Raw genomic sequence first — 15189 nt, forward strand, 5'->3', positions numbered from 1 at the left:
ATTTTGGACATGTCGAAACAGCAGCAAGTCGCTAAACAAGACGCTTTTCAATCTAGAAAAACGTTTTCGACAAATGGGAAAACGTATCACTATTATTCGTTAGAAGCACTAGAGAAACAAGGAATCGGAAATGTTTCTAAGCTGCCTTATTCCATTAAGGTACTTTTAGAATCAGTGCTTCGCCAAGTAGACGGTAGAGTGATCAAGAAGGAACACGTTGAAAACTTGGCAAAATGGGGAACTGCCGAGGTTAGAGAAATTGATGTTCCATTTAAACCTTCTCGAGTTATTTTACAAGACTTCACGGGTGTACCAGCAGTCGTTGACCTTGCTTCTTTAAGAAAAGCAATGGCAGATGTAGGCGGAGATCCGGATAAAATCAACCCTGAAATTCCAGTTGACCTTGTCATTGACCACTCAGTGCAAGTAGATAAAGCTGGAACTGAAGATGCATTAAACATTAACATGGATTTAGAATTCGAACGTAACGCAGAGCGTTATAACTTCCTTAGCTGGGCAAAGAAAGCGTTTAACAACTATCAAGCTGTTCCGCCTGCAACAGGGATTGTTCACCAAGTGAACTTAGAGTATCTTGCAAGTGTTGTTCATGCGATTGAAGAAGATGGCGAGATCATCACTTACCCAGATACATTGGTTGGTACTGACTCTCATACAACCATGATTAACGGTATCGGCGTACTAGGATGGGGCGTTGGCGGTATCGAAGCGGAAGCTGGTATGCTTGGTCAGCCTTCATACTTCCCAGTACCAGAAGTTATTGGTGCTAAATTAGTTGGAGAGCTTCCAAATGGAACGACGGCAACTGACCTTGCATTAAAAGTGACACAAGTTCTGCGCGAAAAAGGCGTGGTTAACAAGTTCGTTGAGTTCTTCGGACCAGGTGTTGCACAGCTGCCATTAGCAGATCGTGCTACGATTGCGAACATGGCGCCTGAATACGGTGCTACTTGCGGATTCTTCCCAGTAGATGAGGAAGCTCTTGCTTACCTTCGCCTTACTGGACGTGATGAAGAGCAAATTAATATTGTTGAGGAATATTCTCGCGCAAATGGTTTATTCTATACGCCAGATGCAGAAGAGCCAATTTTTACTGATGTTGTGGAAATTGATCTTTCTAAAATTGAGTCAAACTTATCTGGTCCAAAACGTCCACAAGATTTGATTCCACTTTCTGAAATGAAAGAAACGTTCCATCAACATATCGAAAGCCCAGCTGGTAACCAAGGTTTTGGCTTAGAAAAGTCAGAACTGGATAAAGAAATCGAATTTGAACTTTCAAACGGTGAAAAAGCTGTAATGAAGACAGGTGCGATTGCGATTGCAGCGATTACGAGCTGTACGAATACATCGAACCCATACGTTTTAATCGGAGCAGGCCTTGTTGCGAAGAAAGCAAGTGAGCTTGGTATGAAGGTGCCAAACTACGTGAAAACGTCACTAGCACCAGGTTCTAAGGTTGTTACAGGATACCTTGTGAACTCAGGACTTCTTCCGTACTTAAGAGACCTCGGATTTAACATTGTTGGGTACGGCTGTACAACATGTATCGGAAACTCAGGACCGCTTGCGAAAGAAATCGAAGATGCTGTCTCTGAAAATGATCTCTTGATCACTTCTGTTTTATCTGGTAACCGTAACTTTGAAGGACGTATTCATCCGCTTGTTAAAGGAAACTATCTTGCATCTCCACCATTAGTTGTGGCGTATGCACTTGCAGGTACGGTGAATATTGATTTAACAAAAGATCCTATCGGTGTGGATAAAAATGGTGAGAACGTTTATTTCGATGACATTTGGCCATCAATGGACGAAATCAACAGCGTCGTGAAAAGTACAGTGACACCTGAGCTCTTCCGTTCAGAGTATGAAACTGTATTTGACAGCAATGACCGCTGGAACGAAATTAAAACGACGGACGATGCATTGTATAAATGGGATGAAAATTCCACATACATTGATAACCCACCATTCTTTGAAAACCTATCAGTGGAGCCTGGTAAAGTTGAACCGCTTAAAGGTTTGCGCGTTGTTGCCAAATTCGGTGACTCTGTGACAACTGACCATATTTCTCCAGCTGGAGCAATTGGGAAGGATACACCTGCGGGTAAATACTTGCAAGAAAGAGGCGTATCGCCTAGGGACTTTAACTCATATGGATCTCGACGTGGTAACCACCATGTCATGATGAGAGGTACTTTTGCAAACATCCGTATCAAGAACCAAATTGCTCCAGGAACAGAAGGCGGATATACAACTTATTGGCCGACTGGTGAAGTGACGTCCATTTATGATGCATGTATGCGTTATAAAGAAGATGGAACGGGCCTTGCGATCTTAGCAGGGAAAGACTACGGCATGGGTTCTTCACGTGACTGGGCTGCAAAAGGAACAAACCTTCTTGGAATTAAATTCGTTCTAGCTGAAAGCTTTGAACGTATCCACAGAAGTAACCTTGTCTTCATGGGCGTACTTCCTTTACAGTTTAAAGATGGAGAAAGTGCAGAAACTTATGGACTAACAGGAACAGAAACATTCGAAGTCGATGTTGATGAAACAGTTCGTCCACGTGACCTTGTCACTGTGAAAGCAATTGATACAGATGGCAATGAGAAAACATTTGAAGTAGTTGTTCGCTTTGACAGTGAAGTCGAAATTGACTATTACCGTCATGGAGGTATTCTTCAAATGGTACTGCGTGAAAAATTGGCAAGCAACTAATACAGCAAAGAAGAGAAGGCGAGTAGATAGCTTTCTCTTCTTTTTTAAAATAGTGGAGGATCAATCATGTGGAAAAAAGGAATGGCAAGCGCTGTTTTACTTGTGTTGATTGGTTTACTTGCGTGGAATCTATTTGGGCCAAAGGAGCCTGCAATTGGTCTTGAAAAAGGGGATCAAGCCCCTGATTTTGAACTGAAAACCCTTGACGGGGAAACGGCTTCGTTATCTGATTACCGGGGAAAAAAAGTGCTCGTCAATTTTTGGGCGACTTGGTGTAAGCCATGCCGGACGGAAATGCCCGATTTAGATGCGATTAGAAGCGAGCATGATGAGGTTGAGGTACTAGCGGTAAATTTGACGACTACAGAAAAAAGTGTAGATCATGTTGCAGCATTTGCAGATGAATTAAAGCTGAGCCTTCCTATTTTATTGGACCAAAAAGGCATTCAAGCAAGATATCATGTGCTTTCATATCCAACGACATACATATTAGATGAAAAAGGACGCATCATGTCTGTGAAGCATCAAATGCTGACAAAGAAAGACATTGAAAAAGAGTTGAATCTATAATGATTCAGCTCTTTTTGCTTATTTTCTAAATGTTTTGGCGAAAATGTAAATAAAAACACTGGAGGTGAGTGCAATGAGACGAAGAAAACGCCGCTCATTTGAAGAACTTGTACTTGAAAATAAAAAAGAATTATTGAGCAATGAGGAATTTTTAAACCAGCTTGAAGAAAAGTTGGAAGAGCGATTTAGGCAGAAATAAGTTATGAATTTCCCTTTTTCGTTCATCCTAAAGAAGAGGGAGGGATGAATGATGGGTAGAGAGCATGATAAACAAGCACAGTTTACACCAGACCATTTAGGGACAAAACCTGTAGCATACAAACGCAATAAAGGTAAAAAGATGCATAATAAATCAAATGAACAGCCTGATGTGATTCAGACGAAGGGCGAATAAGGAGGGAATCATGATGAACGGAAAGTCATATCAATCCAATCCAGATGATCGTTCGGATAATGTTGAAAAGCTGCAAGATATGATCGAAAACACCCTTGACAATATCGATGAATCTGAAGCAGCGATGGCTCTTTCAACAGATCAGGAAAAACAAATGATCAAGCAAAAAAACGAGAACCGAAAAATGAGCATTGATGCTATGCGTTCTGAGATTAAGGACGAAGAAGCAGCAAGAAAGAATGGCTATACCGAATAAACCAGGGATTCCTGGTTTATTTTATTGCCTCCTTTTAGAAGAACCATTTAGATTGTGGTAAAATGGCAGAGACCTTAGGTTTTGATAGGAGAGCGATGAAAACGTGTATGTATCTAAAAAAGAAATAGAAGTCCGTTATGCAGAAACAGACCAAATGGGCATCGTATATCATGCCAATTATTTAATCTGGATGGAAGTCGGCAGAACAGCACTGATTAAAGAATTAGGATTTTCCTACGCGCAGCTAGAAGCAGATGGTGCCCTTGCCCCTGTTATAGACTTGCAGGTTCAATATAAAAAGCCATTACTGTACGGTGAGACTGCGACAGTTCATACTTGGATTGAAGAATACAATGGCCTCAAAACGGTATATGGCTATGAAATTCAAAAGCCTGATGGGCAAACTGCGATTACTGGGACAACCTCACATATTTGTGTAGACAAAGATACCTTTAGACCTATCCAATTTAGAAAAGCTTTTCCTGCCTGGCACAAAGTATACGAGCAGTCGAAAAAGCAGGTTTAATTCATGGCTTTTGGTATTAAAAGAAGCGAGTTAAATGCGTGGAAATCAGCTGTCCAGCAGGGAGAGCTTGCCTTTTTAACACATTATTGGCTTGATGACCGTTTTCCTCATGCCAATACCGTCACAAAAGCAGCTTGTCAGGATATGAAGCAGTTGATAGAGTGGGGAGAAAAATATGGACTCAAAAAAGAATGGATTCATGACCGTGCAGGGTTTCCTCACTTTGATTTGATTGGTGAATCGCAAAAAAGAATCCTGCAAAAGGAGCGGTCTTTAGGAAACATTCAGGAATACGGGCTATATATTGAAGGATAGAACAAAAAAGATACCCGAGGGATGAGGTATCTTTTTTGTTTATTCATAATGAAACTCTGGTTCTTTCACGGACTCGTTATAATCAATATGCAGATCATGGTTGTCAAAATACCAAATATCACTTTCTTCTACAAAGAAAGTAATGCCTTCTATTTCAGCGGTTGCGCCAGCATTTTGAGGTTCATCTTTTGCGACGCCTAGAGAAAAGCCTTTTTGTACATTACTGCACCCGCCATATCTCACAAAAAAGCGAACATGATCACCTTTTTCTAAATCTAGTTCATCCTTGTACCAATTGAGTGCATCTTCTTTCATCGTTAATTTCAATGTGATCGCCCCTTTTTTGAAGTCATGCTGTTTTTAAAAATGCAGGATGCAAAAACAGCTTTTCTTTACTTTTACCACATCATGAAGCTGATGAAACGGCTATAGCCATTTGATTTTCGGTTCAGTTTTGTTGAAAATTCGTTTGAGGTTGGCAATGTGTCTGTAGATGACAAAGCCAGCAAGAACAGCAACAACAATGATTAAGAATACGTCTTTGGTGAATATGCTGTAAATGAATGTATAGATGCCGGTCAACATCGATGATAGTGAAACATATTTACTAATGTATAAAAATAAGAAAAAAGCAGCGATCATCGTGATAAATAAGAATGGGGCATAAAATAATAACACGCCGCCAGATGTAGCGACTGCTTTTCCCCCTTTAAATTTTGCAAAGACAGGAAAGCTGTGACCGATAACAGCAGCAACTCCTGCTAATAAGGGATGAATGTCCAGTTGCATGAAAAACGGTAATGCTGAAGCAAGAGTCCCCTTTAAAATATCAGCTGAAATAACAATAGACCCTGCTTTTACACCAAGCGTACGAAATGCATTCGTCGCACCTAGGTTTCCGCTGCCATGTTCACGGATATCAATACCCTTTGCAGCTTTCCCGACAATGAGACCGGATGGAATACTGCCGAGAAGATAAGCCAAAATAAACATCAAAGCAATTAACATCTGCATAACTCCTTTATATTCTCCCTCTTGTCTTACATTTTAACATGATCTTATGAAAAACATGGGGATCTTTTTTTGAAAAAATCGAAAGCAGATGGATTCAGCTTTGTTTTTCAGCAGAAGTTCGCTAAAATAGAGAGAAAGGGGTGTTTGGATGAATCATCCAACGAAACAAGAAATTGGCCGTATATTAAAGAGCAGTAAACGAATTGCTGTTGTTGGGTTATCCGATCAGCCGCACCGGACGTCTTATATGGTGTCTAAAGCGATGCAGGATGCCGGTTATGAGATCATTCCGGTGAATCCAACGATCGATGAAGCACTTGGAGTGAAAGCGGTCGCTTCTTTAAAAGACATAAAAGAGCCTGTTGATATTGTTAATGTCTTTAGACGCTCAGAGTTTTTGCCTGAAGTGGCAGAAGAATTTCTTGAAATGGACGCACCTGTTTTTTGGGCGCAGCAAGGCGTATATCACGAAGAAGCGAAAAGGCTGATTGAGGAAAATGGTAAGGTCGCCATTATGGATTTATGCATCAAGGTGGCTCATGCAATGACAAAAACTCATTAAATCGTCAAAAATCCTTGGTTTTTCAAGGATTTTTGCTTTTTTGTTGCAGAAATATATTTGCGATTCTAGTAGAAAGCGATAAAATAAGGCGACAGGGACATATCGGTGACCTTGCATATCTAGATAAAGAGCGATAAGATAAAAATAGAACGTTTGTTCTGTTTTGCTAAAACCATCATATGATTGCATTTGGCTTATGAAACAGTCTTGTTTATAATGGACTTCTAGTTCTGATTTCAGAATGTAGAACATCCTCATAGCCGAGCAAAAGAGCATGTATTGCTGAACCACACATGCATGGTGATGATGCAGCTTATTAAAGTAGACAGTAATGAGCAGCATGATCATCATTAAAATCTAGAGAGATCATTTGATGGTTAGCCGGTTATGTTTGTTAGTGAAAGGGGATTAAGCATTTGGTTAAAAAGCAGCAAGTAGATTATAACGATGATTCTATTCAGGTGCTAGAGGGGCTTGAAGCGGTCCGTAAACGTCCAGGGATGTATATTGGATCTACGGATTCACGCGGTCTTCATCACCTTGTCTATGAGATTGTAGACAACTCTGTCGATGAAGTGCTCGCTGGCCATGGAGACCATATCATTGTCAAAATACATAAAGATAACAGCATTTCCGTCCAAGATAAAGGGCGAGGAATGCCTACTGGTATGCATAAGCTTGGAAAACCGACACCTGAGATCATTTTAACGGTCCTTCATGCAGGCGGAAAATTTGGTCAAGGCGGATATAAAACAAGTGGTGGGCTTCACGGAGTTGGGGCATCTGTTGTGAACGCGCTGTCAGAATGGCTCACTGTCACAATTGAACGCGACGGCTTTATTTATCATCAGCGCTTTGAAAACGGCGGAAAGCCTGCCACATCACTTGAAAAAGTCGGAAAAACGAAAAAAACAGGAACACTGATTCATTTTAAACCAGATCGAGTCATGTTCAGTGTCACGACCTATAATTTCGACACTTTATCAGAACGTTTAAGAGAATCTGCCTTTTTATTAAAAGGATTAAAAATAGAGCTGATTGATGAACGACATGATGTACAAGAAACCTTTTATTATGAGACGGGCATTGAGGCATTCGTTGCTTATTTAAATGAAGAAAAAGACGTTCTCAGTGAAGTGGTTTCATTTGAAGGAGAGCATCAATCTATCGAAGTAGACTTTGCTTTTCAATTCAACGATGGCTACTCGGAGAATATTCTTTCCTTCGTCAATAACGTCAGAACAAAAGATGGCGGTACGCATGAGTCCGGTGCCAAAACGGCGATGACAAGAGCCTTTAATGAATATGCACGCAAAGTGGCCCTTTTAAAAGAAAAAGACAAAAATTTAGAGGGCACTGATATTCGCGAAGGACTGTCTGCTATTATTTCTGTCAGAATTCCTGAAGAACTGCTTCAATTTGAAGGCCAGACAAAAGGAAAGCTTGGGACAAGTGAGGCTCGCTCAGCTGTTGACGCTGTTATTTCTGAAAAGCTGGCTTATTTCCTTGAAGAAAACAGGGAAACAGCTACTCTTCTTGTGAAAAAAGCGATTAAAGCACAGCAGGCAAGAGAAGCTGCTAGAAAAGCACGTGAAGAAGCAAGGAGCGGCAAGAAACGGAAAAAGTCCGAAGCGACACTGAGCGGAAAATTAACACCTGCTCAATCCAGAAACCCGGCAAGAAACGAATTGTACTTAGTAGAGGGAGACTCAGCGGGCGGGTCAGCAAAGCAAGGGCGTGACCGTAAATTCCAAGCGGTGCTGCCGCTTCGTGGAAAGGTCATCAACACAGAAAAAGCAAAGCTTGCTGATATTTTCAAAAATGAAGAAATCAACACCATTATTCATGCCATCGGTGGAGGCGTCGGTGTCGATTTTAATGTAGAAGACATCAATTACGACAAAATCGTGATTATGACAGATGCTGATACAGATGGAGCGCATATTCAAGTGCTTCTACTTACGTTCTTTTACCGCTATATGAAGCCGCTGATCGAACATGGCAAAGTGTTTATTGCACTACCGCCTTTATATAAAGTCAGCAAAGGCTCAGGGAAAAAAGAAGTCATTGAGTACGCATGGTCTGATGAAGAAATGGATGATGTACTGAAGAAGGTTGGAAAAGGGTACACGATTCAGCGCTATAAAGGTTTAGGTGAAATGAACGCCGACCAGCTATGGGAAACGACAATGAATCCAGAATCGAGAACACTTGTCAGGGTCAAAATCGATGATGCTGCACGTGTGGAACGCCGCGTCACGACATTAATGGGTGACAAAGTAGAGCCACGCCGTAAATGGATTGAAAAGAATGTCGCCTTTGGACTCGATGAGGAAAGCAACATTCTTGAAAATGAAAACTTGTCGCTAGCTGAGGAGGTTTAAACATGGCACAACAAGAACGATTTCATGATTTACCATTAGAAGAAGTAATCGGAGACCGGTTTGGTCGCTATAGTAAATATATTATCCAAGATCGTGCGCTTCCAGATGCGCGAGATGGACTAAAGCCTGTACAACGGAGAATTTTATATGCGATGTACGCAGAAGGAAACACGCAGGATAAAAACTTCCGTAAAGCGGCGAAAACAGTCGGTAACGTCATTGGTAACTATCATCCGCACGGTGACTCATCTGTTTATGAAGCGATGGTGAGAATGAGCCAGGATTGGAAAGTACGAAATGTGCTGATTGAGATGCATGGGAATAATGGGAGTATTGATGGAGATCCGCCTGCTGCTATGCGTTATACGGAAGCAAGGCTGTCTGCCATTGCTTCAGAGCTTTTAAAAGACTTAGACAAGGAAACCGTCGAATTTGTCGCAAACTTTGATGATACAAGCAAAGAGCCAGTTGTATTACCAGCGATGTTTCCAAACCTTCTTGTGAACGGATCAACAGGAATATCAGCTGGTTATGCTACTGATATTCCGCCGCATCACCTGGGAGAGGTGATTGATGGGGTCATTAAACGAATCGAACAGCCGCATTGTACGGTTGAGGATTTAATGACGGTCATCAAAGGTCCAGATTTCCCAACAGGCGGTATCATTCAAGGGGTAGATGGGATTAAGAAGGCTTATGAAACAGGAAAAGGAAAGATTATGATTCGCGGAAAAGCGGAGATTGAAACTATCCGCGGTGGACGTCAGCAAATCGTGATTACAGAAATTCCTTATGAAGTGAATAAAGCCAACCTCGTCAAAAAGATGGACGAGTTCCGAATTGAAAGAAAAGTGGAAGGAATTTCAGAGGTTCGCGATGAGACAGACCGAACAGGACTTCGAATCGTAGTAGAGCTAAAAAAAGAAGCAGACGCAAATGGTGTCTTGAATTTCTTATATAAAAACTCAGATCTGCAAATCCCATATAACTTTAATATGGTGGCGATACATAATCGTAGACCAACCTTAATGACGCTGACGACTGTACTGGATGCGTATATTACCCATCAAAAAGAAGTCGTAACAAATCGTTCAACATATGAGCTGCGAAAAGCAAAAGAGCGTCATCATATTGTAGATGGATTGATTAAGGCGCTTTCGATCTTAGATGAAGTCATTGCTACTATCCGCTCATCTAATGATAAGCGGGATGCGAAAAACAACTTGATGGAGAAATATGACTTTACAGAAGCTCAATCAGAAGCGATTGTTTCTCTCCAGTTATACCGTTTAACGAATACGGATATTACGCAATTACGAGATGAAGCAAGAGAGCTAGACGTACGTATAGCAGAGCTTGAAGACATTTTAGCAAACGAGAAAAAACTGCTAAAGGTCATTACAAACAATTTGAAAAAGCTCAAAAAGACATATGCAGATGAGAGACGATCTGTCATTGAGGAAAAAATCGAAGAAATTAAGATTAACCTTGAAGTGATGATCGCATCAGAGGATGTCTACGTCACGGTCACGAAGGATGGATACATCAAACGGACAAGCCAGCGCTCCTATGCCGCATCTAACGGTAAGGACTTTGGCATGAAGGATACTGACCGTCTAATTCATCAGTTTGAAATGAATACAACGGATGTCCTTCTATTGTTTACGAATAAAGGAAGCTACATTTATTGTCCTGTTCATCAGCTGCCAGATATACGCTGGAAAGACATGGGGCAGCATATCACGAATATCATTTCAATTGATCGTGATGAATCAATCCAAAAAGCCATTCCAATTAAAGAATTTGATGAAACGTCGTATCTTCTGTTCTTTACAAAAGGCGGAATGGTGAAGAAAACAGAGCTTCTTCAATATAAAGCGCAGCGCTATTCGAAACCGCTTGTCGCCTTGAATTTAAAAGGAGACGATGAACTCGTAGATGTTCATGTGACAACAGGTCAGCAGGAATTGTTTATTGCGACGAAAAATGGCTATGGACTGTGGTTTGATGAAGAAGAAGTAAGTGTTGTTGGTCCGAGAGCGGCTGGTGTCAAAGGAATCAACTTGAAGGATGGGGACGAAGTAGTCTCTGGCCAGATCATTGATCCAAAGAACGATGTCCTCGTGCTGACGACACAAAGAGGGGCCGTGAAGCGAATGAACCTCTCTGAATTTGATAAAACATCAAGAGCAAAACGCGGAGTTCTGATGCTAAGAGAATTAAAGAAAAATCCTCACCGTATTGTGGCTGTGATTGCTGCATCTCTGCACGATACTCTAGAGATTGATATGGAGAAGGGTGCAACGATTCCGCTTGACATCTCTACTCTTAGAGCGAATGACCGCTATAGCAATGGATCATTTATTGTAGATGAGGAAGAGCAGGGAGAAGTCACTCATGTTCTTTTAACACCTGAATCTGCACCAGATGATAATAAATAAACAAACGAAAACCCCCTGCGATAAACCAGGGGGTTCCTTTTATATATGGGCCATTTTTTAGCTCTCGTGGTTGCCAAACATGCTTGTAATGGCGTGCACTACTTCAATTCCTTGGTAGACGAAAAGTGAAAGTGAAGTAACAGAGAATAGACCTAAAATGAATACTCTTAAGAAAAATAACATCGTGTAAAACCTCCCAATTTTTGTTTTGATTTAGATGGTTGGGTTAAACACGAGCTAGTCGGAAATACGAAGACTGGTAAAACACTGCAAGTAAATGCTTCTTTTTCCGGTCATAATGATCAGTATGAGTGATGCGTGCAAATCCAGCTGTTATACTGCCTATCATCAGCAGTGCTGTAAATGCGGCAAATACTGCGTTCACATGTTTTTGTTTCTTTTCATCGCCCGTTGTCTGGACGAGTTTCATTTCATGTGATTCTTGATCAGCAACCACCTTTGCATGATGGTATACCTGAACGGAATGAGGCATTGAGAACAAATGAAAACTTGCAAGTGCTATGAATAAGACAGCTAATTTTAGCAGCATATTTTTTTTCATTTTTCTCACCCCTTCCTGTTTATTTTCATGATCTTACCACGTTTTCTGTTATTTGAAAAGCCTCATTTTTTTACTTTCCCTCTTTAAAAAAGCGATAAACATCAGGACATTTATAGGACTATTTCACTTCATGAAAGGTTTCAATTTATTTTTTAAATTTAAAAAAAGTGCCATGATCGAGGATCAGACACTTTTAGTGAACTTGCAATGAATGAGGTTTTGCGACAGCTTTCGTAAAGATTCCTGCTATACATATGGCAAAAAGAACAAAAATAAAGGCGTGAAGCAGTCCTACTTGATTGGCGAGCAGACCTAATATTGGCGGGCCAGATAGGGAGGCTGTGTACCCTGATAAGGTCACAATGCTGACGCGTTTGACCGCGTACCGGCTGTCATCGCCAGCTGCAGAAATGGTTAGCGGGAAGCCTAAAGAAGCGCCAAGTCCCCATAAAAAGATCGATATCATACAGACAACAAGTGAAATCTTTAAAATAACCAAGAACAGTCCGGTAGCTGCTGATAAAATGGCAATTCTCAGCAATAACACTCTGCCGAAACGATCGATCAAACGTCCGCTAATCAGTCTGCCGCTAATCATTCCACATAAAAATAAAGCATAGATGACTGTACTCATGGAATGTGAAACTTGATAGCCATCCACCATCGCAAGTGGAATCCAATCATTGGCAGATCCTTCGACAAACGCAAGACATAAGGCGATCATGGCAAGAGAGACCGTTCGTTTGTTCAGCCACGCGGTTTGAGTATCATTGATTGTATCTGGCTGTTTCTCGTGCTGATCCTTTCCTGTACCGTGGGGGATAAACCGGGTACAAATCAAGATGCTAAAAAAGAAAAGAAGGGCAATGACAAGTAGGTGATTCAACACAGAGACCCCTAGATGGATAAAAAGAATGCCAGCCCCTGCCCCGATTAAAGTGCCAATGCTAAAGGAAGCGTGCAAGATGGGCAAAATGGTTTTCTTGATCCTGTATTCAATTTCAGTTCCTTCCAGGTTCATCGCCACATTGCACATACCTGAGCCAGCTCCAAAAAGAAATAGGCCGGCAGTGACAACAAAGATAGAGGAGAGGGCTGACCCAATGGCGAGAGTGGTAAATCCAAAGAACATCAAAAACGCACTGATGATAATGGCCACGCGGCCGCCTTTTTTTCGGACAAATACATTTGAAAGAACAAGCCCAACAATTGAACCAACGGATAAGCCAAGTAAAATAAGACCCATCGTTCCTGTATTCGCTTGTAATAAATCTCTGACTTCCGGTGTCCGTGAAAACCATGTAGAGATGGAGATACCAGACATTGTGAAAATAATGATGATCGCTTTATACCACTTTAATTCCATGTCATGTAATCCCTCACATTTAAAGATGTATCTGCTTGCTGAACAAATCTACTCGATTATAAATGAGACTGGCTGATTCGTAAATAACTTGAGGGTGGAACATCTTCAATTCTGTTCAAAAGATAACATACCTTCACAATTCTTCTGATGAAACGGTAAAATAAACACAAAGGGGGAGAAAGGATGAAATCATATCGCATCGGTGTATTAAAAGGAGACGGGATTGGGCCAGAAATTGTACAATCCAATATGCGCATCTTAATGGCAGCGCTATCAAATTTTCAGGAGTCATTTGTAGAATGGATTGAATGTCCAATTGGCTTTGAAGCCATCCATGCTTACCAAGATCCTGTACCGCCATCTACTATAGAAGAATTAAAAAAATGCCATGGGTGGATTTTAGGACCTCATGATTCCTCCTCATACCCAGAGAGATTGAAAGAGAGAAGAAATCCGAGTGGAGAGCTTCGTCATACGTTTGATTTATTTGCAAACATTCGACCATCTCAATCATTACCCGGAATACATGGACTTGTGCAAAACGTCGATCTCGTTATTTTTCGAGAGAATACAGAAGGCTTTTATCCAGACCGGAACATGCATCATGGCGTTGGAGAATGGATGATTACGCCAGAGGTCGCGATATCGACAGGTGTGTTTACTAAAAAAGCGATTACACGTATCGCTCATGCTGCTTTTCAAAGTGCAATGGATCGCAGGCGAAAGGTGACCATAGTTCACAAGGCAAACGTCATCAAATTAGGATCTGGCTTATTTCTGCGAACATGCCTAGAGGTGGCAAAGGCATACCCTCAAGTAACAGTAGAAGATGTACATATCGATGCAATGGCGGCTCATTTAGTGAGACGTGCTGGTGATTTTGATGTCATTGTAACAGAGAATATGTTTGGGGATATTTTATCGGATTTAACAGGGGAGCTAGTCGGAAGTTTAGGAATCGCCCCTTCATTAAATTGTAATGAAAACCAAGCGATGGCACAGGCAGCTCATGGATCAGCACCAGATATCGCTGGGCAAAATATCGCCAATCCCATGGGGATGATTCTTTCTACAGTTATGCTTTTTGAATGGTTATATGTGAAATATCATGACGACAGGCTGAAAAAGACAGCTGCTCTTATAAGACGTACCCTAGATGAGATGATGAAAATGAACATAAAAACAAAGGATTTAGGAGGAATCAACACAACGTCACAATTCACTGATGCATTTATCGAAGTGATGAACCAGAATAAATAGAAGGGAGGAGAAGATCAAGATGCAGTGTTATTAGACGTTTGCAAAATCACGATTGGACACCACTGTGTGTATTAGACCCGAAAGTACATATTTATATAGGTGGACACCCGCTTGACTGCAAAAGACACTGACCAGTGAACTATGGTTTGGGCGCTATTAATCCAGATGTCACATTTGGCGACAACGCTGTCATAGTATCTGACAAAAAGCGTTCCAGCAAATGTGGTAGTTGACGGGAATTCTACAAAAATTAATAAATATATTGATGAATCAAAACCTAACAAATAATGCTGGATTTTTTCTTTTTTCTTTTTTGTCTCAATAAGATAAGTATACTTAATAATGAGACAGTGAAAATTCATCCGCTGTTTAACTTCCTAGAATATATATTATGTAAACTAATATTAAATCAAACATGATGTCCTCAGTCATATCGTTTTAACACCTTATCTGTTGTTGCTGTAGCATAGAGACTTTGATATATCCCCCACCATTCTGGGGTGATTTCAGCTCGATTTAGATCTGTTTGGAGTCTTCTGCTTCGAATACAGGAGTTACTCATGGGTCGGATAAGTATTCTAATTGACATATGACCTCTCCATAATAGTCAGGTCTGGTTTCGTCCGTGTACCTTCTAATATCAAAGTGTATTTACTTGAAAAAATGTATCAATTTACCGTGATAAAAAAACAATCTAACCATAAAATAAGAACTCTTCCCCTATCATCCAAAAATAAAGTAAGGTGGTTGAGTGAATGAAGGCGAAAAACATATTGATAATTCCGATTATCACCTCTTCT

At 40.9% G+C, this 15189-nt stretch carries 16 protein-coding genes; 11 read left to right on the forward strand and 5 right to left on the reverse strand.

What is annotated here, in order from left to right:
- Window positions 1-9: 9 nt before the first annotated feature.
- From acnA to C5695_RS09105, 7 genes are all read left to right on the forward strand, one after another.
- Window positions 10-2739, forward strand: a complete 2730-nt coding sequence (gene acnA / locus C5695_RS09075) for an aconitate hydratase AcnA (RefSeq protein WP_117730442.1) — start codon at window positions 10-12, stop codon at window positions 2737-2739.
- Between the two features lie 66 nt (window positions 2740-2805).
- Window positions 2806-3309, forward strand: coding sequence for a TlpA family protein disulfide reductase (locus C5695_RS09080; RefSeq protein WP_117730443.1), 504 nt, complete (start codon window positions 2806-2808; stop codon window positions 3307-3309).
- A 73-nt stretch (window positions 3310-3382) separates the two neighbouring features.
- Entirely contained in the window at window positions 3383-3508 is a 126-nt protein-coding gene (locus C5695_RS09085; protein ID WP_117730444.1) for an FbpB family small basic protein, read from the forward strand.
- 51 nt (window positions 3509-3559) lie between these two features.
- The gene (locus C5695_RS09090; RefSeq protein ID WP_008357830.1) at window positions 3560-3703 is read left to right on the forward strand and encodes an acid-soluble spore protein N; all 144 of its coding nucleotides are present in this window, start codon (window positions 3560-3562) and stop codon (window positions 3701-3703) included.
- Between the two features lie 13 nt (window positions 3704-3716).
- Window positions 3717-3959, forward strand: coding sequence for a small acid-soluble spore protein Tlp (gene tlp, locus C5695_RS09095; protein WP_003211760.1), 243 nt, complete (start codon window positions 3717-3719; stop codon window positions 3957-3959).
- 103 nt (window positions 3960-4062) lie between these two features.
- Window positions 4063-4485 (forward strand): acyl-CoA thioesterase, encoded by a 423-nt coding sequence (locus C5695_RS09100; RefSeq protein ID WP_117730445.1) that lies wholly within the window; start codon window positions 4063-4065, stop codon window positions 4483-4485.
- 3 nt (window positions 4486-4488) lie between these two features.
- Window positions 4489-4800 (forward strand): hypothetical protein, encoded by a 312-nt coding sequence (locus C5695_RS09105; protein WP_117730446.1) that lies wholly within the window; start codon window positions 4489-4491, stop codon window positions 4798-4800.
- 39 nt (window positions 4801-4839) lie between these two features.
- On the opposite strand, the gene C5695_RS09110 is transcribed toward C5695_RS09105, so the two are convergent.
- Together C5695_RS09110 and plsY are read right to left on the reverse strand one after the other, a co-directional pair.
- The gene (locus C5695_RS09110; RefSeq protein ID WP_395940512.1) at window positions 4840-5115 is read right to left on the reverse strand and encodes a HesB/YadR/YfhF family protein; all 276 of its coding nucleotides are present in this window, start codon (window positions 5113-5115) and stop codon (window positions 4840-4842) included.
- A 111-nt stretch (window positions 5116-5226) separates the two neighbouring features.
- Complete coding sequence (gene plsY, locus C5695_RS09115) at window positions 5227-5808, reverse strand: glycerol-3-phosphate 1-O-acyltransferase PlsY (RefSeq protein ID WP_117730448.1); 582 nt, start codon at window positions 5806-5808, stop codon at window positions 5227-5229.
- A gap of 154 nt (window positions 5809-5962) precedes the next feature.
- Between plsY and C5695_RS09120 the strand changes: the two genes are divergently transcribed.
- The 3 genes from C5695_RS09120 (at window position 5963) to parC (ending at window position 11201) form a co-directional block, all read left to right on the forward strand.
- Window positions 5963-6376 carry a CoA-binding protein gene (locus tag C5695_RS09120; protein WP_117730449.1) on the forward strand — a complete coding sequence of 138 codons (414 nt, stop codon included), beginning with the start codon at window positions 5963-5965 and terminating at the stop codon, window positions 6374-6376.
- A gap of 416 nt (window positions 6377-6792) precedes the next feature.
- Window positions 6793-8760: a DNA topoisomerase IV subunit B gene (gene parE, locus C5695_RS09125; RefSeq protein WP_117730450.1), complete on the forward strand. Its 1968-nt coding sequence runs from the start codon at window positions 6793-6795 to the stop codon at window positions 8758-8760.
- Window positions 8761-8762: 2 nt separating this feature from the next.
- Complete coding sequence (parC, locus tag C5695_RS09130; protein WP_117730451.1) at window positions 8763-11201, forward strand: DNA topoisomerase IV subunit A; 2439 nt, start codon at window positions 8763-8765, stop codon at window positions 11199-11201.
- Window positions 11202-11258: 57 nt separating this feature from the next.
- On the opposite strand, the gene C5695_RS20795 is transcribed toward parC, so the two are convergent.
- From C5695_RS20795 to C5695_RS09140, 3 genes are all read right to left on the reverse strand, one after another.
- Window positions 11259-11384 carry a hypothetical protein gene (locus tag C5695_RS20795; protein WP_008343787.1) on the reverse strand — a complete coding sequence of 42 codons (126 nt, stop codon included), beginning with the start codon at window positions 11382-11384 and terminating at the stop codon, window positions 11259-11261.
- Window positions 11385-11427: 43 nt separating this feature from the next.
- On the reverse strand, window positions 11428-11763 hold the full coding sequence (locus tag C5695_RS09135; protein ID WP_117730452.1) for a hypothetical protein: 336 nt from the start codon (window positions 11761-11763) through the stop codon (window positions 11428-11430).
- Between the two features lie 193 nt (window positions 11764-11956).
- On the reverse strand, window positions 11957-13129 hold the full coding sequence (locus tag C5695_RS09140) for an MFS transporter (protein ID WP_117730453.1): 1173 nt from the start codon (window positions 13127-13129) through the stop codon (window positions 11957-11959).
- A gap of 183 nt (window positions 13130-13312) precedes the next feature.
- Here C5695_RS09140 and C5695_RS09145 point away from each other — a divergent pair, with 183 nt between their 5' ends.
- The gene (locus tag C5695_RS09145) at window positions 13313-14389 is read left to right on the forward strand and encodes an isocitrate/isopropylmalate dehydrogenase family protein (protein ID WP_117730454.1); all 1077 of its coding nucleotides are present in this window, start codon (window positions 13313-13315) and stop codon (window positions 14387-14389) included.
- Window positions 14390-15189: the final 800 nt, after the last annotated feature.

Source organism: Bacillus pumilus, assembly GCF_003431975.1.
In the GTDB taxonomy this organism is placed as follows: domain Bacteria; phylum Bacillota; class Bacilli; order Bacillales; family Bacillaceae; genus Bacillus; species Bacillus pumilus_N.

Bases quoted from the DNA above. Each gene is read 5' to 3' on its own strand.
- C5695_RS09140 (WP_117730453.1), bottom strand. From the start codon at position 13,129: ATGGAATTAAAGTGGTATAAAGCGATCATCATTATTTTCACAATGTCT.
- C5695_RS09090 (WP_008357830.1), top strand. From the start codon at position 3,560: ATGGGTAGAGAGCATGATAAACAAGCACAGTTTACACCAGACCATTTA.
- C5695_RS09105 (WP_117730446.1), top strand. From the start codon at position 4,489: ATGGCTTTTGGTATTAAAAGAAGCGAGTTAAATGCGTGGAAATCAGCT.
- tlp (WP_003211760.1), top strand. From the start codon at position 3,717: ATGAACGGAAAGTCATATCAATCCAATCCAGATGATCGTTCGGATAAT.
- C5695_RS09110 (WP_395940512.1), bottom strand. From the start codon at position 5,115: ATGAAAGAAGATGCACTCAATTGGTACAAGGATGAACTAGATTTAGAA.
- acnA (WP_117730442.1), top strand. From the start codon at position 10: ATGTCGAAACAGCAGCAAGTCGCTAAACAAGACGCTTTTCAATCTAGA.
- plsY (WP_117730448.1), bottom strand. From the start codon at position 5,808: ATGTTAATTGCTTTGATGTTTATTTTGGCTTATCTTCTCGGCAGTATT.
- C5695_RS09080 (WP_117730443.1), top strand. From the start codon at position 2,806: ATGTGGAAAAAAGGAATGGCAAGCGCTGTTTTACTTGTGTTGATTGGT.
- C5695_RS09135 (WP_117730452.1), bottom strand. From the start codon at position 11,763: ATGAAAAAAAATATGCTGCTAAAATTAGCTGTCTTATTCATAGCACTT.
- C5695_RS20795 (WP_008343787.1), bottom strand. From the start codon at position 11,384: ATGTTATTTTTCTTAAGAGTATTCATTTTAGGTCTATTCTCTGTTACT.
- C5695_RS09085 (WP_117730444.1), top strand. From the start codon at position 3,383: ATGAGACGAAGAAAACGCCGCTCATTTGAAGAACTTGTACTTGAAAAT.
- C5695_RS09120 (WP_117730449.1), top strand. From the start codon at position 5,963: ATGAATCATCCAACGAAACAAGAAATTGGCCGTATATTAAAGAGCAGT.
- C5695_RS09145 (WP_117730454.1), top strand. From the start codon at position 13,313: ATGAAATCATATCGCATCGGTGTATTAAAAGGAGACGGGATTGGGCCA.
- parC (WP_117730451.1), top strand. From the start codon at position 8,763: ATGGCACAACAAGAACGATTTCATGATTTACCATTAGAAGAAGTAATC.